Consider the following 22659-nt stretch of genomic DNA (forward strand, 5'->3'; position numbering starts at 1 on the left):
GAATTGGTTCATTATATTTATGTAATTACCATAAAAATAACGTCGCCGCAGGCCGGGAAGCTGATGGGTCTCCTATGCGATTGTATGTCACGGAGTACAAGCCTCTGGCCCGGGTCACCGTCCATTTTTATGTCACCTCTTTCCCTGCAAACGATTAGCACTCGTCTAGTATAACGCCGGGTTAGGGACCTTTCAAGGCTGAATTCCGCGCATTCAAGGCCCTTATCTCACCGTATGAAGGAAAAGAGAAACAGGTTCTTCAAAATGCGCCTTAAACCGTCTTGACGGGAAAAAAAGAATGTTTTAAAGTAAATGTCAGAAGTGATTCATGTCAGTCATTATTAAAATTTCATATCGTTGTCAATCTTATCAAGAGCAGGTGGAGGGACTAGCCCGATGAAACCCGGCAACCGGCAGCAATATCGCACGGTGCTAATTCTTGCAGGATGAAGTGAATGCCGGGACAGGCATTTGCGGCATTCTGACAGATGAGAGAGAATCATAATCTACGTTTACGTACATATGACCTTTCTCAGCTATAGAGAAGGGTCATTTTTTGATGGAATCAAAGAAGGAGGAACACGCTATGCCCATTAAAATTCCGGATACCCTGCCAGCTAAGGAAGTGCTTGCAGGGGAGAATGTTTTCACTATGGATGAGAGTCATGCCTTTCAACAGGATATCCGTCCGCTGCGGATTGCAATCCTGAATCTGATGCCGAACAAGGAAACGACGGAAACCCAGCTGCTGCGCCTGATCGGGAACTCCCCGCTGCAGGTCGATGTCGTACTGCTGCATCCGAGCTCACATACATCCAAGAACACGTCGGCAGAGCATTTGGAGGCGTTCTACAAAACCTTCGAGGAAGTGAAGCACCGCCGGTTCGACGGAATGATTATTACAGGTGCTCCGGTGGAGCAGCTGGATTTTGAGGACGTGAATTATTGGGATGAGCTGAGGGAAATTATGGAGTGGACGAAGGATAATGTAACCTCGACGCTCCATATTTGCTGGGCTTCCCAGGCGGGACTGTACTATCACTATGATGTGCCCAAGTACACATTGCCTGACAAATGCTTCGGGGTGTTCCCGCATACGACCAGTGACTCCACCGTGCCTTTGCTGCGCGGCTTTGACGAGATGTTTCATGCTCCGCATTCCCGCCATACGGAGGTGCGCCGGGAGGATATTGAGCAGCACGGGGATCTTCAAATTCTGTCCGAGTCCGAGGAGGCGGGCATTTATCTCGTCGCTTCCCGCGATGGCCGCCAGATCTTCGTTACCGGTCATTCCGAATATGACGCGGATACGCTGCGGTGGGAATATGAACGAGATGCCGCCAAGGGCCAGGAGGTCGAGCTTCCGAAGCATTATTATCCGTCAGATGATCCTTCGCGCAAGCCGCCGGCAATCTGGCGGGCCCATGCCAACTTATTGTTCTCGAACTGGCTGAATTACTATGTCTATCAAGCGACGCCGTATGACATCGGTCCGCAAAACTAAAATATCATGTCAAGGATAGGTATCTGGAGAGGAGTATACCAAGCGTGGACAAAAACCAGTTGAACATAGAAAGCCGCCTGGCACAGATCGGGTCGGTTGAGGAGCCGGTTACCGGCGCGATCAATTTTCCAATATACCAGGCTACGGCGTTCCGCCATCCAAGGCTTGGCCAGAGCACGGGCTTTGATTACATCCGCACCAAAAATCCGACCCGGCAGGTGCTGGAGGAGGCTTGTGCAGGACTTGAGTCCGGCGATGCCGGCTTCGCCTGCAGCTCCGGTATGGCTGCCCTGCAAACGGTGTTTGCCCTGTTTAGCCAGGGTGACCATCTAATCGTCTCGCTAGACCTTTACGGCGGGACTTATCGGCTGCTGGAGGCGATCCTGTCTCGTTTTGGCGTCAGCGCAAGCTACGTGGATACCAACGACCTGGACGCACTGGAAAGCTGCCGGAAGCCGAGCACGAAGGCGGTGTTTATCGAGACACCGACGAATCCGCTTATGATGATTACTGATATTCAGGCCGTCAGCCATTGGGCCCACCGGCACGGCCTGCTGTCCATCGTTGATAATACGCTGCTGACACCGTTCTTTCAGCGGCCGATCGAGCTGGGGGCAGACGTCGTTGTGCACAGTGCGACGAAATATCTGGGCGGACATAATGATGTGCTGGCGGGTCTGATCGTAACGAAAGGTAAGGAGCTGTCGGACAAAATGGCCTTTCTTCACAATTCCATCGGCGCCGTGCTAAGTCCGTCCGATTCGTACCAGCTGATGCGTGGCATGAAGACCCTTGCGCTGCGGATGGAGCGCCATGAGCAGAATGCGCTGGCTGTAGCCAACTTCTTAAGCAGCCATGAGGCTGTGGAGCAGGTGTTCTATCCCGGCCTGCCGGATCACCCTGGCTATGACATTCAATGCAGGCAGTCCAGCGGAAATACAGGCATTCTGTCCTTTAAGGTGAAGGATGCGCGCTATGTAGAGCCAATTCTCCGCCACATCTCTTTGATTGCCTTTGCCGAAAGCCTGGGGGGCGTAGAGTCTCTTATGACGTATCCTGCGGTGCAGACCCATGCCGATATTCCTCTTGAAATCCGTGAGGCGGTCGGTGTTGATGAACGCCTGCTGCGCTTCTCGGTCGGGATTGAGCATGAGCACGACCTTATTCAGGATTTGGACCAGGCGCTTGCCAAAGCGGCGGCTGAGGTTGAGGGAGGGACGCGGTCATGAGCGGGGAGCATTCGAACCGGGAAGGGCATCGGAACGCAGCCGGCCCCAACGAGCTGAAATTTGAAACCCGGCTTCTGCATTTCGGGCAGGAAATCGACGAGGCCACTGGAGCGTCAAGTGTTCCGCTGTATCAGGCCTCGACCTTTCATCATCATGATATCCACAGCCCGCCGCTCCATGATTACAGCCGTTCCGGCAATCCAACCCGCCAAGTGCTGGAGGATTACATTGCCCAGCTGGAAAGAGGTGCTTGCGGCTTCGCATACGCATCAGGCATGGCTGCCATTTCAAGCACCTTGATGCTGCTCTCCTCCGGTGATCATGTGATCGTCACAGAGGATGTATATGGAGGCACATACCGGCTGCTGACGAGCATTCTGAGCCGGCTGGGCATTGAGTGTACATTCGTCGATATGACGAATCTGGAGCAGGTTAAGGAGGCCCTAAGAAGCACCACGAAGGCTGTATACATGGAGACTCCGTCCAACCCTACCCTCAAAATTACCGATATCGAAGCGGTCAGCTGCTGGGCGAGGGAAGAGGGGCTGCTTACAATACTGGACAACACCTTTATGACGCCGCTTTACCAGCGGCCGATCGAGTTTGGTGTCGATATTGTGCTTCACAGCGCCACCAAGTTTCTGTCAGGACACAGTGATGTGCTGGCAGGTCTTGCGGTGGCCCGGACAGAGGAGCTGGGACAACGCCTCAAGCAGCTGCAGAACGGACTGGGCACCGTGCTGGGCGTGCAGGATTCCTGGCTTTTGATGCGCGGCATGAAGACCCTGGGCGCCCGGATGGCGCACAGTGAGCAGAGTGCAGCGAAGCTGGCAGCCTGGCTGAGCGGGCGCAGCGATATACAAGCTGTCCATTATCCCGGGCTTTTTCACCATCCCGGCCGGGAGATTCATGAGAAGCAGAGCAGCGGCTATGGCGCGGTCGTCTCCTTTGATGTTGGCTCTGGCCAGCGTGCCAAGGAGGTGCTGAATGCGGTGAAGCTGCCGCTGGTCGCGGTGAGCCTGGGCGCGGTCGAGAGCATCCTTTCGTACCCGGCCATGATGTCTCACGCCGCGATGGGGGAGCAGGTGCGTCATGAACGGGGCATTACAGACGGCTTGCTCCGCTTCTCCGTAGGCTTGGAGGATATTGATGATTTGATCTCCGATCTAAGCCAGGCGCTGGAGGCAAGCATCTAAAGCTGTAACATAAACGACATCCCTGAAAGCGAAGGGATGTCGTTTTTGCGGTCCTGATGTGATACGATGGGAAGGAAGACATGTATACACCGTAAATGAGGAAAGGCCTTCTCGTCGAAGGAGCAAAGGAGGATTTACATATGGGCACAATTGACCGTATTTTAGACAAAGCGCTCCGGGGCGAGCGATTGCAGGTGGAGGATACCACACGGCTGTTTGAAAGTGATGAGCTGGAGAAGATTGGCCACGCCGCCGATATTATGACCAAGCGCAAGCATCCGGATCCCGTGACGACCTTCGTCATCGGCCGGAATGTTAATTATACGAACGTATGTGATGTGTACTGCCGTTTCTGTGCATTTTATCGCAGACCGGGCCATGAAGAGGGCTATGTGCTGTCGGACGAAACGATTCTGCAAAAAATCCAGGAAACCGAGGATGTCAATGGCACCGAAATCCTGATGCAAGGCGGAACAAATCCGAACCTGCCGTTCAGCTATTACACAGATCTGCTCCGCAAAATTAAAGGGCGGTTTCCCAATATTACCATGCACTCCTTCTCCCCAGCAGAAATTATGAAGATGGTCGAGGTATCAGGCCTTCCGCTGCACGAGGTTGTACGGGAGCTGCGTGATGCGGGACTGGATTCCCTGCCGGGCGGCGGCGCAGAAATTCTGGATGACCGGATTCGCTCCAAGGTGAGCAGGCTGAAGGGAAGCTGGCGTCAATGGATGGACGTTATGCAGACAGCGCATCAGCTTGGCATGAATACGACGGCGACCATGGTTATCGGATTGGGTGAGACGATGGAGGAGCGGGCTCTGCATCTGCACCGGATACGGGATGCGCAGGACGAGTGCATTCAGAACGGCTGGAATTCCAAGGGCTTCCTGGCCTTTATTCCATTTACGTTCCAGCCTGACAATACGAACCTGAAGCGCGAGCGCGAAACGCCGGAGGCGTACCTCAAGAGCGTGGCCGTCGGCCGGCTGGCGATTGATAATGTGCCGAACCTGCAGTCCTCCTGGGTCACGATGGGGCCAGAGATCGGCAAGCTGTCGCTCTCCTACGGCTGCAATGATTTCGGCAGCACCATGATGGAGGAGAATGTAGTGTCAGCAGCAGGGGCTGTACACAAGGTCAACATTGAAACGATTCTGACGATGATTCGGGAAGCGGGATATATTCCGGCACAGCGGAATACCCGATATGAGATTTTGCGTACATTTGACGGTAATTCCTCTGTAGAGCGTGACTTTATCATGCAAAACTAAGACCGGACCCCATAATCTGCAGGATGTCGGCTGCTGATTTGGGATCAGGACATGCCCCTTTGACCCTTACGGCTGAGGGGCTTTTTGATGCTTGGAAGAGGCATAACACACTTTTCCAAAAGCCAGCTCCGTATATCCCCATCAGGCTTCCCATATACTGAACAAGGGAACCCGAAAGGAGCGATTCCATGGAGCTGTTCAGCATTACAGTCAACACGCGCACCGAGCTGGAGAAAGAAAGCTTTTACCGCATTTTTCTAGACAAGCAGAAGGCATTACATAAGCAGTGCAAGCCGTTGAAATTCAAATTCAGTGCCAGTCAGAACCGGGTCATCTGGACCTGCTCCGGTAAATTGCCGCTGACATCCTGGGGCATGAGCGGAGAGCTGCTGCGGGCTGAAATATCGGAGGCCGTCACCGCGTATATTGCCAAGCAGAAGGAGCAGGAGATTGCGGCAAGACTGCTGCAGGAGGAGTTTGAGTTTCAGGATGGCGAGGAGCTGGAGCAGGTGCTCCGTTGTTTTCTGCAGCTGCTGGAAAAGGATGAGGGCACCTCGGCGGAATTCGCCCGGCGGCGCCGGCAAAAGCTGGACCGCACCATACGGCAGTGCCTTGCCGAAAGCGCCGAGCTGAATCTCGATGGGCTGCTGGCGTTCCGGCTCCGCGATTATGAGCAGGAGCTGCGGGAGTTGGCCGAGTATGCGGTGGATGAGTATATGCTGGACCAGCAATATGAAGAATTTATCAGCCTGCTCAAATATTTCGTCTATTTTCAAGAGCCGCTGACTCCGCTGGTTCATGTGATTCAGCGGGGCGGAGAAGATCTGCTTCTGCTCGACGGAAGACTGAAGCCGATTGAGGCCGGCAAGCAGGAGGGTCTCGTCATGGAAAGGCTCGATCAGGAGATGGAAGTCGAGGATATGGTCGTCAGCACGCTGATTTCGGCGGCGCCGGCAAGGCTTATCATTCATACCCGCCAGCCGGGATTACCGGTCATCGGGACACTGCTTCAGATTTTTGATCATCGGGCTGAGGTCTGCTACAGCTGTCAGGAGTGCACTCCGTTTATCGAGGGGCTGAATCACATAGGCTTGACGCTGCACGCCGGACGGGATTATAATAACTGATAATTCACGTTTACGTTGAAAAGCACCGACAAAGACATGAATCTGTTCAGAAGACAGCACCGCTTCAGAGAGAGGAAACCAGGCTGCAATTTCCTCCGGTGAACCTGCAGATTTACCCCTTTGTAGCTGCGTCGTCGAACCAAGCTCCAAGGCTAGTCCTGAAGAGACCAGTAGGCTTCGCCGGATCATGACCGTTACCTCATGCCAATGAAGGATTCTTCCAAGCAACCATGACCTCGATGGCAGGCTGCGCGGCGGGATCGAATTAGGGTGGAACCACGAGTGTAGCACTCGTCCCTTTGCGGGACGGGTGCTTTTTATATTGTCCTGCAAAAAGTGATGGCGTTCAGACGTGAAAATATCCGGCTCCGGTGACGGAGCGAAAATACACCACTTTTATGTTGGAGGAATGTGTCATGGCAATCAGCATCAAGCTGCCGGACGGCTCGGTCCGGGAATATGCAGAAGGCAGCAGTATTGAAGACGTAGCCGCTTCCATCAGCAGCGGTTTGCGCAAGAACGCGGCGGCTGGCAAAATGGACGGCATCGTTGTGGATTTGGCGGCCCCGCTGCAAGAAGGAGCCCTGGTTGAAATTGTAACGCTGGATTCACCGGAAGGCCTGGAGGTCATGCGGCACAGCACGGCTCACCTGCTCGCACAGGCGACCAAGCGCCTGTACGGGGAGAAATCCGTAAAGCTGGGCGTCGGTCCTGTTATTGAAGACGGCTTCTATTACGACATGGATCTGGAGGAGCCGCTGAATCCGGAGGACCTGCAGAAGCTGGAGAAGGAAATGGAACGAATTGTGTCCGAGAACCTTCCGATTGTCCGTAAGGAGGTCAGCCGGCAGGAAGCACTGTCGATCTTCGGAGATCTGGGTGATCCATACAAGGTGGAGCTGATTGAAGCGCTCCCGGAGGACAGTGTTATTACGATTTACGAGCAGGGTGAATTCTTCGACCTGTGCCGCGGTCCGCATCTGCCCTCGACAGGCAAGATCAAGGTGTTCAAGCTGATGAACGTCGCCGGCGCCTACTGGCGTGGAGACAGCAAGAACAAGATGCTGCAGCGTGTTTACGGTACAGCTTTTGTCAAAAAAGCACAGCTTGATGAGCATCTGCGCCTGCTGGAGGAAGCGAAGAAGCGCGATCACCGCAAGCTGGGCAAGGAGCTGGAGATGTTCACCTTCTCGCAGCTCGTTGGACAGGGACTTCCCATCTGGCTGCCGAACGGTGCGAAGCTGCGCCGTACGCTGGAGCGCTACATTGTAGATCTGGAGGAGAAGCTGGGCTATCAGCACGTGTATACACCGGTCCTCGGAAATGTAGAGCTGTACAAAACCTCAGGCCACTGGGAGCACTACCAGGAGGATATGTTCCCCAAAATGGTCATGGACAACGAGGAGCTCGTGCTCCGTCCGATGAACTGCCCGCATCATATGATGGTGTATAAGAGCAGCATGCACAGCTACCGGGATCTGCCGATCCGGATCGCCGAGCTCGGAATGATGCACCGCTATGAAATGTCCGGCGCATTGACCGGTCTGCACCGCGTACGCGCGATGACCCTGAACGATTCGCACATCTTCTGCCGTCCGGATCAGATCAAGGAAGAGTTCGCGCGGGTAATTGAGCTGATCAAGACCGCTTATAAGGATTTCGGGATTGAAGACTACCGCTTCCGCTTGTCCTACCGCGATCCGGAGGATACAGAGAAGTACTTCCAGAATGACGAGATGTGGGAAACGTCACAGCGTATGCTTCGCGAGGTTGTAGAGAGCCTGGACATGCCGTTCTTCGAAGCAGAAGGCGAAGCAGCGTTTTATGGTCCGAAGCTGGACGTTCAGATCAAGACTGCCCTGGGCAAAGAGGAGACCCTCTCCACGGTACAGCTGGACTTCCTGCTGCCAGAGCGCTTTGAGCTGGAATATGTCGGTGAGGATGGACAGAAGCATCGTCCCGTTGTGATTCACCGCGGTATTCTGAGCACCATGGAGCGCTTCACGGCGTTCCTTCTGGAGAACTTTGCAGGGGCACTGCCGCTGTGGCTGTCTCCGGTTCAGGTGAAGGTCATCCCGGTATCGACCGCATTTGACGGGTATGCCAAGGAGGTCACCGAGCAGCTGCAAAAAGCCGGCCTGTCTGTGGAAGCGGACCTTCGGAACGAGAAGCTGGGCTACAAGATCCGTGAAGCCCAGCTGGAAAAAATACCGTATATGTTCATCGTCGGCGAGAACGAGCAGCAAGCACAGGCTGTATCGGTCCGCAAGCGCGGTGAGGGAGATCTCGGGGCTCAGCCGCTGAGCGAGGTCATCCAAAAGCTTCGTGAAGAATTGACGACCCGCGCGGTCTAACGCCAGGGTACAGGTAAGAACAAGCCTCTGTTCATAGGTATATTTCAAGGATCGTGTGGGAACCCTCGCTAGTAAGGGGGAGGTATTCACATGAAACATTGGAATCTATGGCAGAGGCTTTTATTATGCACGGGTCTGGCGTTAATATGGTGGGGCGGAGTATCACCCGCAGAAGCAGCAGCACGGCTGCTGCCGGTGTCCGCTGATTCCTATAGCGTTACGGATTCCGGGGAAGAGGTTATCCAGGGCAGCTATTTTGTGGAGATTTCACGGTTGTACGCGTTTCATGCCGCAGGCATGGGCGAGCTGGGGCAGTATCTCGTACATCATGCGGAGCGGCAGCTTCATAGGCCTGTGGAGGAGCAGCGCGATCCTTCCGTTCCCGTCTCGGCGCCGCGGTCGAATCAGGTGCTGAGAACGGTAAAGGTAACGGCGACCGGCTACACGGCCGGCTATGAATCAACCGGCAAGAAGCCGGGACATCCGCAGTACGGCATTACGTATTCCGGCGTGAAGGTGAAGCGGGACCGGGAAGCGTTGTCCACTATTGCAGCAGATCCCAAAGTTTTTCCCATCGGCAGCATTATATATATTCCGGATTACGGCTACGGCATCGTGGCGGATATCGGTTCAGCCATTAAAGGCTCCAAGATCGATTTGTATTTTACTACGACACAGCAGGTATTTAAGGAATGGGGCAAAAAAGATGTCGAGGTGCAGGTCATCAAACGGGGCTCCGGCCGCTGCACCCAGGAAATGCTGGAGCGCGTGGGCGAAGCCATAGCTACGTACCGCTACCTGCCTTCTTCTTTTTTGGATGAGGCCATTTAAGTCATTTCTGTGAGCTGCTTTCGCACTGCGGAGGTTTCGCAATCCCTGTATATTGAGCATCGGTCCGTCACATACTATGGTTCGGGGAGCAGTCCCCGAAGAGGATGAGGTATTGAGACTACAGGGAGGTGACAATCATGAGCAAGAAAAAAGTGCAAGAAAGCTACCAAACACCGAACGAGAAGTACAACGAGGAGTTTGGACAGGAAAACGTGAGCCGCAAGGTATCCGAGCAGGGTGCCAAAAAGGTACAGGAGAGCTACAGCACACCGAACGAGAAATACGATGCGGAGTTTGCTGAGTTCAGCCAGACGAACAACCCGAAAACGAACCGCTAACCTGCATTTTATATGATGGTACCCATCAGAAGCTGTCCCTTGCGCAGAGCGTCATCTGCAGGGGGCAGCTTTTTTACGATTAGAGTACGATGGCCGGCAACTGCTGAAAAAGGTATCCATTCCCAGCCTATCGGTCTGTAGACCGATTCCAGTTTCATCCCGCCGCAGCTGTTCAATCGAAGGCTGGTTGTCGTACACTGTACATATCACATAAGGAACTAAAGAAAGGCAAGGGATGCAGGGATGAGTAAAAAAACATGGAACCAGCTGTTTGGCGGCTTGCTGCTGATTGGCATCGGCGCGCTGTTTATTTTGAATGAATTGGGAATCCAGAGCTTCAGTCTGGGTGAGCTGTTCTCCACATTCTGGCCGGTCATTCTGATTTATGCAGGACTGCAGGGCATCTTCAGTGCAAAGCAAGACGGGTGCGCCGTATTAGGCTCCTTCATCCCGCTCATTATCGGCGTGTATTTCCTGGGGCATAACTTGAACCTGCTCTGGTTCTCATTCGGAGACCTGCTGCGGATTGCAGTGCCTGTGATCCTGATCGGCAGCGGATTGTACGTTATCTTTAGTCCGAAGCGCAAGCGGGATAAAGCCTTTAAGGCGACAAGTGATGATGACTATCGCAAGCCTGGGCGTGAGAATGATGCATATGATGCATATGATGCGCATGATGCGCCGCCTCCTCCCGCACCGGGAGAGCTGGAATCGTCGCTGGATGAGGTGTTTGAGCAGCGATTTGGCTCCGGCGACCGGGATCTCAAGGGTCCCCGGGATGCAGACCGTAACAGGCGGGAGGGGGACAGCAGCTATCGGGATTACAGCGACCGTCATGAGGAGCAGGAATACGAAAGCAGCCGCAGGAGATCCCGCCGCAAGGGTGACAGTCACTACGAATATGGAGATCAGGACGATGATGGAGCGTACGAGGAATACCATAACTGCGGTAACAGCAAGCGCTACACGAATAAATCAAGCTTCATTGGCGATATTCATCTGGGTAAGGATTATTTCGAACTAAAGCCGACCAACATCTCGCAATTTATCGGAGATACGGTCATTGATCTTACCCGGGCGCAGATTCCGTACGGCAAGACCAAGATTAATATCTCAGCCTTCATCGGCGACATTAAAGTGTTCGTGCCGAATGATCTCGATGTGGGCATCCGAGTCTCTACCAGCTCGTTCATTGGCGATATGTCGGTGCTGGGACAGAAGCGCAGCGGTTTCTTGAGCAGTGTCGGACTGGAAAGTCCGGATTACCGCGAGTCTGGCAAAAAGATCGTGATTCATATCAGCGCCTTCATCGGCGATGTCAAAGTGAACAAGGTAGGGTAATCGGATGGGATTTGTCAAAAATACGAAGTGGGTCATTGTCATGTACTTCCTGACCATCGGGGCTGTTGTTGCGCTGTTTCTGTACCTTGCGGGCGAGGGAGGCTATCTGACGATTCGGGATCACCGGCTGTGGTGGTATTACACAGCCGGTATCCTGCTGTTTACTGTCATTGCAGGATATATTGCCGCGCAGCGCATTCAGCGCCCGCTGGATCTCCTGCACCTGAACATGCTGCAGGTGGCCAAGGGAAATTTGACTGTGAGGATGCCGGAGGCAGAGGATGAATCCTTCGCCGGCGTATATTCTGAATTTAATGCCATGACAGAAGCGATTGAGAATAAAATGAAGCTGCTGCAGCGCCTGGGCGAGCAAGAGGTGCTGGAAAAGGAATTTGCAGCAGAGTCTGCGGTGCTGGAGGAACGGCGCCGGATGGCGCGGGATCTCCATGACACGGTAAGCCAGCAGCTGTTCGCTATCCATATGTCGGCTTCCTCGCTGTCGGGGGTCCTGAAGCAGGATCCTGTTCAGGGACAGCAGGTGCTGGAGCAGCTCGTCTCCATGTCCCATACGGCGCAGAAGCAGATGCGGGCACTTATCGCCCAGCTGCGCCCGGTGGAGCTGGAGGGCAAGACGCTGGAGGAGGCGCTGGAGCGCTGGTTCCCGGATTACTGCCGCCAGAACGGCTTGAAGGGGATACGCGAGGTCGAGCTGTACGGAGGCTTGTCGGATGCAATCGAGCATCAGCTGTTTCTCATTATCCAGGAATCAATTGCTAACATTGTCAAGCACGCAGAAGCCAGTATGATCAGCTTGTCGCTGCGGGAGGAAGAGAAGCGGGTCGTGCTGAGCGTCAGCGACGACGGCAAGGGCTTTGATGAAGGCAGACCCAAACAGGGGTCTTATGGGCTAAGCACGATGAAGGAGCGCGCCGACAAGCTGGGGGGACAGGTGGAGATTGTGAGCCGCCGGGGAGCAGGCACAACGGTGAGAGTACATATACCGCTGTTTATGGCGGGCGGAGCAGAACATACTGAGCAGGATCCAAGCAGGGAATAAGAGCAACAGGGGGAGGAAGCTATGACGGCTGTTAAAATACTGCTGGTCGATGACCACGACATGGTCCGGATGGGACTCAAAACATACCTGTCGCTGGAGCCCGCCTTTGAGGTCATCGGTGAGGCTGCGAATGGAATGGAGCTGCTAGACATGCTGCGCAGCAGCGGGCCGGAAGAAATGCCGGATTTGATTCTGATGGATCTCATGATGCCGGTGATGAACGGGGCCGAGGCGACTCGGGCGGTCATGCAGGAGTTCCCGGATCAGAAAATTGTAATTTTAACGAGCTTTCTGGAGGATGAGCTGGTGCTGGAGTGTGTCGAAGCCGGAGCTGTAAGCTACGTTCTCAAGACGGTATCTGCGGATGAATTGATTTACGCCCTGCAGGGAGCCTGCCGGGGAATGCCGGTCATGACCCGGGACGTATCGGAGGCACTGACACGGGGCATCCGTCAGCATCAAGCCCAGGACGATCAGGAAGGTCTGACGGAGCGGGAGAAGGAAGTGCTCCTGCTGATCGCCGAAGGCAAGAATAATAAGGAAATCGGAGAAGAGCTGCATATTAGTATCAAGACGGTCAAGACCCATGTCAGCAATCTGCTGATGAAGTGCGAGCTGGAGGACCGGACACAATTGGCCATCTTTGCCCACCGCAAGGGCTGGGTAAAATCATAGGTTGATCGTACACAGCTTTTATCTCCTTTTTAATTGTTTTTAAGGTGTCGTTAAGGTTTATAGTACACAATAAGAGCATATCAAACACAGCCACCGGCCGCAGGCACGGTGATCTTATAGGAGGTAGAAGCATGGACGATCAAAGAAACCGGTTTGGAGGCTTCGGAGACGGGCAGGACGAGGAGCACAAGCGGGAGCCTGAAGCTGGCCGCGAATATGAAAGTGAGGCTGAACCTCGTCAAGCATCTGAGACCCAGTCAGAATCACCATCGAACTCATCATCTTATTATTCATATGGACCGTTCAAGTCATTGGGCGACTCCGAGAAACAAGACGAGGGCAGCCAAAGCCACTATGTCCGTAGAGATCCGCAGGAGGTGGAGGTTAGTCATCCCCAGCCGGTAAAGCCGGTTCCATCCATGTCCTCCTTCGAAGCGGGCCGCTCACAGCGCCCGGCCGGCGGTAATGGAAGCGGTGAGAAGCCGAAAGGGAGCTGGAACTACAGCCGCAAGCAAAAGAACCCGGTAAAAGCGGTGCTCCTCTCCTTCCTCGCCGGTATGATTGTCATGGTAAGCAGCATGTATGTGGCTGATCGCAGCAATTTGTTTACACCGGACCAGCCGCTGGGCACGCAGGGGAGTGGCAGTGAGGTAGCCGCAGCGCTGGCTCCGTCTAATCAAGGCGGCGGCGCGTCCACGGCAGCCGCAATGATACCTTCCGGACAAGGCGACGTAGCCTCTGTGGTCGATCATGCGAGCCCCTCTGTCGTTCTGATCGAGACGATGGTCAGCAGCCAGGGACAGGGCGGCCGCAGCATGGATGACGATATCTTCCGTTATTTCTTTGGAGACCAGTACGGCTCCCAAGGTAACAGAGGCGGCAGTAGCAGCGAAGGCGGCGCCGATTCCTCGCAGCTGCAGCCTTCAGGCATCGGCTCCGGATTTATTTTTGACAAAGAGGGCTATATCCTAACGAATGAACATGTTATCCACGGAGCGGATCTTATCCAGGTTACCGTAGAGGGAACGAATAAGCCTTACGAAGCAAAACTGCTGGGATCTAGCTACGAGCTGGATTTGGCCGTGCTGAAGATTGAGGGCGAGGACGGTTTCCCGGCCATTCCGCTGGGCAGCTCGGAGGATCTGGAGGTAGGTGAATGGCTGGTGGCGATCGGTAACCCGCACGGCTTCTCGCATACTGTGACCGCCGGGGTACTGAGCTCGAAGGAGCGCCAGATCGACATTGCCGGCCAGAACGGTGAAGCTGACCGGAATTATGAGGATCTGCTTCAGACGGATGCGTCCATTAATCCTGGTAACTCCGGCGGGCCGCTCTTGAATCTGAGAGGAGAGGTCATCGGTATGAACGTAGCCGTTAGTGCAGAAGCTCAAGGCATCGGCTTTGCGATTCCGGCGGAGACGATTAACGAAGTGCTTGACTATTTGAAGAACAATGAAGAAGTTCCGAAAGAGCCGCAGCCGTTTATCGGAGCCAGCCTGGGTACACTGACGCCTCAAATTTCCGAACAGCTGGGAACCGAAATTACAGAAGGCACCTACGTGAACTCGGTCGTTTTCCGTTCCCCGGCGTATGAAGCCGATTTGCGTCAGTACGACATCATTGTTGGTGCAGACGGCCAGAAGTACGCCACGGCTGCGGAGCTGATTGAGTACATTCAATCCAAGAGCGTTGGCGATGAAATGACCTTGAATGTGAACCGCAATGGCAAAGCACTGGATCTGCCGATCAAGATCGGTGACCGCAACGACTATGATCTGACAGAGCAGCAGTAAGCTGTATTTTAATAGACAAGCGGAAGGGATCGCTCCCTTCCGCTTGTCCTGTTTACAGCCATATCGTTATAATAACTATACAACGACAGAACGGTAGAGGTGACGGAATTTCATGAGACCGCGTATTTTGATTGTGGATGATGATGAGAAGATTATTTCAATGCTCCGTAGAGGACTGGCCTTTGAGGGCTATGAGGTGCATACTGCAGCCAATGGTGCAGAGGGCCTCAAGATGGTGCTCAATGAGGAGCCGGATGCCGTCATACTGGATGTCATGATGCCGCAGGTGGATGGTTTTGAGGCGCTACGTCGATTGCGTGAGGGGGGAAGCCGTATTCCCGTTCTTATGCTGACCGCTAAGGATGAGCTGGAGAACCGGGTAAAGGGCCTGGATACCGGAGCGGATGATTATCTGGTCAAGCCCTTTGCGTTGGAGGAGCTGCTGGCGCGGATCCGGGCATTGCTTCGCAGAAACAGTGGCGACGAGCAGAGCACCAGCAAGCTTACGTTCGAAGATATCAGCATGGATGTGAGCGCCAGAGAGGTGCTTCGCGGCGGACAGCGGCTGGAGCTTACGGCGAAGGAGTTCGAGCTGCTTCATCTGTTCCTGCTGAACCCGAAGCGAGTGCTCTCGCGAGATCTGATCATGGATAAGATTTGGGGATATGATTACAGCGGCGAGTCCAATGTCCTGGAAGTATATATTGCCATGCTGCGCCAGAAGACAGAAGAGCATGGAGGCAAGCGTTTAATCCAGACGATCCGCGGGGCTGGCTACATACTCAGAGGGGAGCGCTAGCATGTCGATCCGTTGGCGGCTTACAGCATGGTACTCCGGCATTTTATTCGTCACGCTGCTTCTGTTCAGCTTGGCCGTCTACGGATTCGTACATTTGTATACGTACGATGAGCTGAAATCACGCATTCAGCAGCAATATAACAAGATCCGCCCTGTGGTCTCCATCAACGCCGACGATGGCGGCCTGGTCTTCATTCCTGACCGATCTTCAGTCCTGCGGATGGAGGAAGCGGATTTCTATGTCCAGACGTATACCTATCATAATCAAAAAGCATGGCAGTCAGACAATATGAGGCTTCGCGGCTTGGAATATGAAGTGCCGTCCATGGAGGATGGCCAGAAGCAGCGCGGCTTCAAGTCAATCAATGTATCCGGCAACCCTTTTCTGATCTATCAGGATTATGTCGTTCTGCCCAATACGGGGCAGGTGTATGGCTGGCTTCAGGTTGGAGCCTACACAGGCACCTCGGAGAATACACTGGACCGTCTGCAGTCCATTCTGATTATGGGAACACTCGCTACGCTTATTACCGCCTCGACGCTCGGCTTGTTTCTGGCCCGCAAGTCCATGAAGCCGATTCAGAAGGTGGCAGATGCGGCCAATCAGATTCAGAAGGGGACCGATCTCAGTGTGCGGATTGAATATGACGGTCCGCAGGATGAGATTGGCAGCTTGATCGGCACCTTCAATGATATGCTGTCGAGGACGGAGAGCTTTTACAAAGAGCTGGATGATGCGTACGCGGCTCAGCGGAGATTTGTCTCGGATGCCTCGCACGAGCTCCGGACTCCGCTGACGACCATCCGCGGAAATGTGGATCTGCTCCACAAGATCTGGACCGGGCCGCAGGGCGATCGTCCGGATCTCGATGAGGAGACGCTCCGTCAAATATCAGCTGAAGCCATCGGCGATATTTCGGATGAAGCGAAACGCATGACACGTCTGGTTACGGATATGCTCTCTCTTGCCCGTGCGGATACAGGCCAAACCTTTGAGAAGGTACCGATCGCCCTGCAGCCGCTGCTGATCGAGGTGATCCGCCGCGCCCAGTTTCTTCCGAAGACGGCTGCCTGGAGCGCCGGTGACCTCTCCTCCCTGAATGGCGTCTATGTAGAAGGAAATCGGGACTACCTGCAGCAGATGCTGTTTATCTTCATAGAGAACGGCTTCAAGTATACGCCGGAAGGAGAGGTGTCTCTGGATGTTGTCCTGTACCGAGGTCAGGTTGGCATCCGTGTGGCGGATACGGGAATCGGGATGGCGAAGGATGAGGTTCCGCATATTTTCGAGCGCTTCTACCGCGCAGATCAGTCTCGCGGCGCCACGGAAGGCACAGGACTCGGACTTTCTATTGCAAAATGGATTATCGACGTGCACGGCGGCTCGGTAGAGGTCGTAACCAAGCTGGGAGAGGGGAGCACGTTTATAGTGTGGCTGCCGGCAATCTTTGCCGCGCCGTTGGAATAGCGTTATAATACAGGGAGTGTAATTAAGCAGACAGAAAGCAGGTGAGGACCATGGAAGTGATCAAAATATCGCCCCGGGGCTATTGCTACGGCGTCGTTGACGCGATGGTGCTGGCTCGCCAGGCGGCACAGAATCTGGATCTTCCCCGGCCTATATATATACTTGGCATGATTGTGCATAACAGCCATGTGACCCAATCGTTTGAGGATGAAGGCATCATTACTCTGGATGGGCCGAACCGGATGGACATTCTGAAGCAGGTGGAGCACGGCACAGTGATTTTCACCGCTCACGGCGTGTCTCCGGAAGTCAGACAGCTGGCGCGGGAGAAAGGGCTGACAACACTCGATGCTACCTGTCCCGATGTGACCAGGACGCATGATCTGATTCGGGAGAAGACCGCTGATGGCTATGAGGTCATTTACATCGGCAAGAAGGGCCATCCGGAGCCGGAGGGCGCGATTGGAGTTGCGCCGGAGCACGTGCATCTGATTGAGAAACTGGAGGAAATCGAAAGCCTGCACATTCCCGCCGACCGGATCATCATTACGAATCAGACGACGATGAGTCAGTGGGACATCAAGCATATTATGAGCCGGCTGCTGGAGAGATTTCCGGGTGCCGAGATTCATAATGAGATTTGTCTAGCGACCCAGGTTCGTCAGGAAGCGGTGGCGGAGCAGGCCGGTCAGGCCGACCTCGTCATCGTCGTCGGAGATCCGCGCAGTAACAACTCCAATCGGCTGGCCCAGGTGTCTATGGATATTGCCGGGGTGCCTGCTCACCGGATCAGCGATGTTACCGAGCTGCAGAGGGAATGGCTGAGCGGGGTCGAGAAGGTGGCTGTGACCTCGGGCGCTTCCACGCCGACGCCGATTACGAAGGAGGTCATTGCTTATTTGGAGCAGTATGAGCATGACCGGCCGGAGACTTGGGAAATCAAGCGGACAGTGAAGATGAACAAGCTGCTGCCGCCTGTCAAGGCAGCGACGAAGAGCTGATTACAGTTTGATGATGAGCTATCCCTGTACAGAGGTACGCAGCAGGGGTAGCTTTTTTGTGCGTAAAAAAGGAAATAGGGCTTTCATTCTCCTTTTCTTATTAATGTAAGCGTTTCAAAAATAGAATTGAATAGTATCATTTTTCGTTGCTCAGGAAAATAGTTTGAATGTCCCCCTTCCGCTATAATAAAGCTATCAGATGACAAACACATATGAAGATGTCATGGGAAGGTGGTTATGTCACAAATATCCGTTGAATCCAAGCCTGCCGCCGCTGCCGCTGGAGCAGGTTCAGGCTTAAATTGATATCTTTTCCGTGAAGTGTTGACGGTAAAGCTGTAATCCTGTATATTTACTTTAGTCATTAAAAGCATAAAAGCTTAAAAGCACACAAGCGTAAAAGCGAACAAGCGATAAAGTATAATCCTGCAGAACAGGCACCGGGCATCCGGAAGGCTGCTGCAGAATCCATAATATGAAAGAGGGATCCCACATGATTGTCATCACATCGGGCCAAGTGCCAGAGGAGCAGCTTCACCATATCGTAGCCGAAATTGAGAAGGAAGGCCTTCAGGCTCATATTTCCAGAGGTACCGACCGCATCGTCATTGGACTGATCGGAAGCGTTAACCCCAAGCTCGCAGAGCATTTACGGCAGATGAAGGGCGTCGAGAACGTGGTGAAGATTACGAAGTCTTACAAGCTGGCCAGCCGTGACTTCCATCCTGAGGATACGGTGATTGAAATGAAGGGCGTCAAGATCGGCGGCGGAAATCTGGTCGTCATGGGCGGGCCCTGTGCGGTAGAATCGGCGGAGCAGATAGACGACATTGCGAAGCTGGTCAAGGCGGCGGGTGCTCAGGTGCTTCGCGGCGGTGCGTTCAAGCCGCGTACCGGGCCGTACAGCTTCCAGGGCATCGGGGTGGAAGGCCTGATTATGATGGCAGAGGCCGGGAAGAAGCACGGGCTGTTGACCATTACCGAGGTAATGACTCCGGAGTATGTAGACATTTGCGCTGAATACGCTGATATATTACAGGTAGGGACGCGTAATATGCAGAATTTCGATCTGCTGCGCAAGCTGGGCAGCTGCGGCAAGCCAGTGCTATTGAAACGGGGCTTCAGTGCGACCTATGATGAATTCTTGAATGCGGCGGAATACATTCTGGCTGGCGGAAATCAGAATGTTATGCTGTGTGAGCGCGGAATCCGAACGTTCGAAACCTACACCCGTAACACCCTGGATTTGTCTGCCATTCCGGTGCTGCAATCGCTCAGCCATCTTCCAGTCATTTCTGACCCGAGCCATGGCACGGGCCGCCGTGAGCTGGTTGCTCCCATGTCGAAGGCTTCCGTAGCAGCAGGGGCAGACGGACTGATTGTGGAAATGCACACCGACCCGGATAACTCCATGACGGGAGACGGAGTTCAGTCGCTGTTCCCGGATCAGTTTGCAGTTCTCTTGAAGGAGCTGGAGCAGCTGGCTCCATTGATGGGTAAATCATTCAATACCGCTAAGGCGCCCGCTGCAGATTTTGCGAGAGTGTAAGAGGTTCTGGAGGTCTCTGAGCCACGCCTGAACAGCAAGAGATAACTATGCTTCTCATAGCTTTAACGAGACGTCTTTCCCTGCGAAAGACGTCTTTTCGTGTCGAAGGAGGATAAAAGTCTAAATGTTATGTTATATAACACAAATGAAGAAAAATACCTTACATGAGTATTGACGACTTGCTTCTAGACAGAATATAATAACGGAAAAGAAATCGAAAATCATGAACATTCACAGAGGTTTATTCGCTTAATGTTCGGGTATTAGGAGGAAGAGACATGTCGGTAGAGAACGTGTTAAAGACAATTGAAGAGAATAACATTGAATGGGTGGATTTCCGTTTTGTTGACCTGTCGGGTCGGGTACACCATATTACCCTGCCGGCATCCGCGGTAGACAGTGAAACCTTCGTGAACGGCGTAGCGTTTGACGGTTCGTCGATCCCGGGCTTCCGTGGAATTGAAGAATCCGATATGGTGATGATGCCAGATCCGGAGTCCTGCTATGTGGACCCGTTCACTGCACATCCTACATTGAATATTATGAGCAACATTCACACACCAGACGGCGAATCCTATGAGCGTGACCCTCGCTGCATCGCTGCACGTGCCGAGCAGTACCTGCAGGACAGCGGCGTAGGCACAGCGGCATTTTTCGCACCGGAATCGGAGTTCTTCCTGTTTGATGATGTTCGCTACGAAAGCGGCATGAACAGCTCCAGCTTCTACGTAGAATCCGAAGAAGCAGCTTGGAACACAAACCGCAAGGAAGAAGGCGGCAACCTCGGCTTCAAGGTAAGAGTGAAGGGCGGGTACGTTCCGGTAGCTCCTGTAGATACACAGCAGGATATCCGCAGTGAAATGTGCCGTTTGCTGGATGAAGCGGGCCTGAGTGTAGAGCGTCACCATCACGAGGTAGCTACTGCAGGTCAAGCGGAAATCAACTTCCGTTTCGATACATTGAAGAAAACGGCTGACAACCTGCTGGTTTATAAATACATTGTACACAACACAGCTCGCCAGTATGGCAAGACAGCAACCTTTATGCCGAAGCCGCTCTTTGGCGATAACGGCAGCGGAATGCACGTGCATCAGTCCATTTTTGATGGCGATACTCCACTCTTCTATGAAAAAGGCGGCTACGCTAACCTGAGTGAAACTGCACTGCATTACATCGGCGGCATCTTGTACCATGCACCGGCCCTGATCGCTCTGACGAACCCGAGCACGAACTCGTTCAAGCGTCTGGTACCTGGCTATGAAGCTCCAGTAAACCTGGTATACTCCAAAGGTAACCGTTCTGCAGCCGTACGTATTCCGGTAGCTGCAGTAACACCGAAAGGCTGCCGTATTGAGTTCCGTACACCGGACTCCACAGCCAACCCTTACCTGGCCTTCTCCGCGATGCTGATGGCTGGCCTTGATGGCATCAAGCGCAAGATTAACCCGCAAGAGCTGGGCTATGGTCCATTCGACAAGAACATCTACGAGCTGTCGGATGCGGAGAAGAAGGAAATCCGCAGCGTGCCTGGCACCCTGGATGAGGCGCTGGACGCTCTGGAAGCGGATCATGAGTTCTTGACCGAGGGCGGCGTGTTCACGAAGGAATTCCTGGAGAACTTCATCTCCCTGAAGCGCGGCGAAGCGAAATCAGTATCCATTCGGGTACATCCACATGAGTATTCGCTCTACTACGATCTGTAATAATTGTTAATACGAGACGCAGGAGGTACATCCTCCTGCGTTTTCTCGTTACTCATGAATGGTGTCTTTAAATAGAGAAAAAAAGCACTTGCAGACCCCTCCGGGTTATTGCTATGATATTCGATAACATGAAATGAGCGTACATACGAAAGGGTGGAGAGTGGAGTGAGCAAGAGAGCATATAATTTTAACGCCGGACCGGCAGCGCTGCCTTTGGAAGTGCTGGAGCGTGCCCAGGCAGAGTTTGTGGATTTCCGGGAAAGCGGCATGTCTATTATGGAAATGTCCCATCGCAGTGACATTTATGAATCCGTACACAATGAAGCACAGAACAGGCTGCTGGGCTTGCTCGGGAACCCTTCGGGTTATAAGGTGCTATTTGTACAAGGCGGAGCGAGTACGCAATTTGCCATGATTCCTATGAATTTCGCGCAAGAGGGCAAGCAGGCTAACTACGTGAAGACCGGCAGCTGGGCGAATAAGGCGATTAAGGAAGCGAAGCTTCTTGGACAGGTTCACATCGCAGCTTCGACCGAGCAGGATCAGTATATGAGAGTGCCGGAGCTGTCCGAGCTTCAGCTGTCGGAACAGCCGGCTTACTTGCATATGACCTCGAATGAAACGATTGAGGGCACCCAGTTCAAGCAATTTCCAGACACCGGTTCGGTGCCGCTGATTTGCGATATGTCGAGTGATATTTTAAGCCGTCCTTTCGATCTCAATGCGTTCAGTATGGTATATGCGGGGGCTCAGAAGAATCTCGGTCCTTCCGGCGTAACCGTCTTGCTGGTTCGCGAAGAGATGATTGAGAGCTCGCCGAGCCATCTGCCGACGATGCTCCGCTATGATACTCATTCCGGCAATAACTCTCTATACAATACACCGCCTTCCTTTGGCATTTATATGATTAACGAAGTGCTGAAGTGGATTGAAGAGCACGGCGGTCTGCAAGGTGTAGAGGCCATGAACCGGAAAAAGGCTGAGCTGATCTACAATGCCATTGACAGCAGCGAAGGCTTCTATCGTGGCTGCGTAGCAGCAGGCAGTCGTTCGGACATGAACGTAACCTTCCGCCTGGGCTCAGAGGAGCTGGAGAAGGCTTTTGCCAAAGCATCTGAGCAGGAAGGCTTTATCGGTCTGAAAGGACATCGGAGCGTGGGCGGGATGCGCGCATCCATTTACAATGCGGTTCCTTACGAGAGCTGCAAGGCGCTGGTGGAATTCATGCATGACTTCAAAGCCAAGAACCAATAAGTTCCTGGCAGATTGCATAAGCATGCCGGGAGCCGTTCAAGCGCTCGGCTGGCGCATTCATGAAAGAGAAGAGCCTTCTCTGCTAATGGCAGCAGGAGGCTCTTTTTTCATGACAGAATGCGTTATAATAGACAGAAATAGACGATAAGGTGGTTAGACAGCACAT

18 protein-coding genes and 1 riboswitch are annotated in these 22659 nt (G+C 53.5%); all 18 genes read left to right on the forward strand.

From position 1 onward, the window contains the following. Positions 1 to 363 precede the first annotated feature (363 nt). A riboswitch (SAM riboswitch) is annotated at positions 364 to 495 on the forward strand. Positions 496 to 586: 91 nt separating this feature from the next. The 18 genes from metA (at position 587) to serC (ending at position 22493) form a co-directional block, all read left to right on the forward strand. After that, entirely contained in the window at positions 587 to 1504 is a 918-nt protein-coding gene (gene metA, locus ACH6EH_RS04915; protein ID WP_397331357.1) for a homoserine O-acetyltransferase MetA, read from the forward strand. Between the two features lie 44 nt (positions 1505 to 1548). Continuing rightward, positions 1549 to 2733: a PLP-dependent transferase gene (locus ACH6EH_RS04920; protein WP_397331358.1), complete on the forward strand. Its 1185-nt coding sequence runs from the start codon at positions 1549 to 1551 to the stop codon at positions 2731 to 2733. Beyond that, positions 2730 to 3929, forward strand: coding sequence for a trans-sulfuration enzyme family protein (locus ACH6EH_RS04925; RefSeq protein WP_397331359.1), 1200 nt, complete (start codon positions 2730 to 2732; stop codon positions 3927 to 3929). The genes ACH6EH_RS04920 and ACH6EH_RS04925 overlap by 4 nt, the downstream gene beginning before the upstream one ends. A gap of 140 nt (positions 3930 to 4069) precedes the next feature. After that, positions 4070 to 5203: a cyclic dehypoxanthinyl futalosine synthase gene (mqnC, locus tag ACH6EH_RS04930; RefSeq protein WP_397331360.1), complete on the forward strand. Its 1134-nt coding sequence runs from the start codon at positions 4070 to 4072 to the stop codon at positions 5201 to 5203. Between the two features lie 188 nt (positions 5204 to 5391). Continuing rightward, positions 5392 to 6330 (forward strand): putative sporulation protein YtxC, encoded by a 939-nt coding sequence (locus tag ACH6EH_RS04935; protein WP_397331361.1) that lies wholly within the window; start codon positions 5392 to 5394, stop codon positions 6328 to 6330. A 416-nt stretch (positions 6331 to 6746) separates the two neighbouring features. Continuing rightward, positions 6747 to 8684, forward strand: a complete 1938-nt coding sequence (gene thrS, locus ACH6EH_RS04940; RefSeq protein WP_138226682.1) for a threonine--tRNA ligase — start codon at positions 6747 to 6749, stop codon at positions 8682 to 8684. Between the two features lie 90 nt (positions 8685 to 8774). Continuing rightward, the gene (locus ACH6EH_RS04945; protein WP_397331362.1) at positions 8775 to 9515 is read left to right on the forward strand and encodes a 3D domain-containing protein; all 741 of its coding nucleotides are present in this window, start codon (positions 8775 to 8777) and stop codon (positions 9513 to 9515) included. A 137-nt stretch (positions 9516 to 9652) separates the two neighbouring features. After that, a complete protein-coding gene (locus ACH6EH_RS04950) occupies positions 9653 to 9853 on the forward strand; it encodes a hypothetical protein (protein ID WP_233281033.1) in 201 nt (66 codons plus the stop codon). Between the two features lie 243 nt (positions 9854 to 10096). After that, positions 10097 to 11194, forward strand: a complete 1098-nt coding sequence (liaF, locus tag ACH6EH_RS04955; protein ID WP_397331363.1) for a cell wall-active antibiotics response protein LiaF — start codon at positions 10097 to 10099, stop codon at positions 11192 to 11194. Between the two features lie 4 nt (positions 11195 to 11198). Beyond that, on the forward strand, positions 11199 to 12251 hold the full coding sequence (locus tag ACH6EH_RS04960; protein ID WP_397331365.1) for a HAMP domain-containing sensor histidine kinase: 1053 nt from the start codon (positions 11199 to 11201) through the stop codon (positions 12249 to 12251). A 21-nt stretch (positions 12252 to 12272) separates the two neighbouring features. Continuing rightward, the gene (locus tag ACH6EH_RS04965) at positions 12273 to 12926 is read left to right on the forward strand and encodes a response regulator (RefSeq protein WP_397331367.1); all 654 of its coding nucleotides are present in this window, start codon (positions 12273 to 12275) and stop codon (positions 12924 to 12926) included. A gap of 131 nt (positions 12927 to 13057) precedes the next feature. Next, positions 13058 to 14719 carry a S1C family serine protease gene (locus tag ACH6EH_RS04970; RefSeq protein ID WP_397331368.1) on the forward strand — a complete coding sequence of 554 codons (1662 nt, stop codon included), beginning with the start codon at positions 13058 to 13060 and terminating at the stop codon, positions 14717 to 14719. Between the two features lie 112 nt (positions 14720 to 14831). Beyond that, complete coding sequence (locus tag ACH6EH_RS04975) at positions 14832 to 15518, forward strand: response regulator transcription factor (RefSeq protein WP_397331369.1); 687 nt, start codon at positions 14832 to 14834, stop codon at positions 15516 to 15518. Position 15519: 1 nt separating this feature from the next. Then, entirely contained in the window at positions 15520 to 16986 is a 1467-nt protein-coding gene (locus ACH6EH_RS04980) for a sensor histidine kinase (protein ID WP_397331370.1), read from the forward strand. Between the two features lie 50 nt (positions 16987 to 17036). Then, positions 17037 to 17987, forward strand: a complete 951-nt coding sequence (locus ACH6EH_RS04985) for a 4-hydroxy-3-methylbut-2-enyl diphosphate reductase (protein ID WP_397331371.1) — start codon at positions 17037 to 17039, stop codon at positions 17985 to 17987. Positions 17988 to 18480: 493 nt separating this feature from the next. Next, the gene (gene aroF, locus ACH6EH_RS04990; RefSeq protein WP_397331373.1) at positions 18481 to 19536 is read left to right on the forward strand and encodes a 3-deoxy-7-phosphoheptulonate synthase; all 1056 of its coding nucleotides are present in this window, start codon (positions 18481 to 18483) and stop codon (positions 19534 to 19536) included. Between the two features lie 278 nt (positions 19537 to 19814). Further along, entirely contained in the window at positions 19815 to 21239 is a 1425-nt protein-coding gene (gene glnA, locus ACH6EH_RS04995) for a type I glutamate--ammonia ligase (RefSeq protein WP_397331374.1), read from the forward strand. A gap of 165 nt (positions 21240 to 21404) precedes the next feature. Next, a complete protein-coding gene (gene serC, locus ACH6EH_RS05000; protein WP_208203071.1) occupies positions 21405 to 22493 on the forward strand; it encodes a 3-phosphoserine/phosphohydroxythreonine transaminase in 1089 nt (362 codons plus the stop codon). The last annotated feature ends 166 nt before the right edge of the window (positions 22494 to 22659 follow it).

It is taken from the genome of Paenibacillus sp. JSM ZJ436, assembly GCF_044383795.1.
Classification (GTDB): domain Bacteria; phylum Bacillota; class Bacilli; order Paenibacillales; family Paenibacillaceae; genus Paenibacillus_AQ; species Paenibacillus_AQ algicola.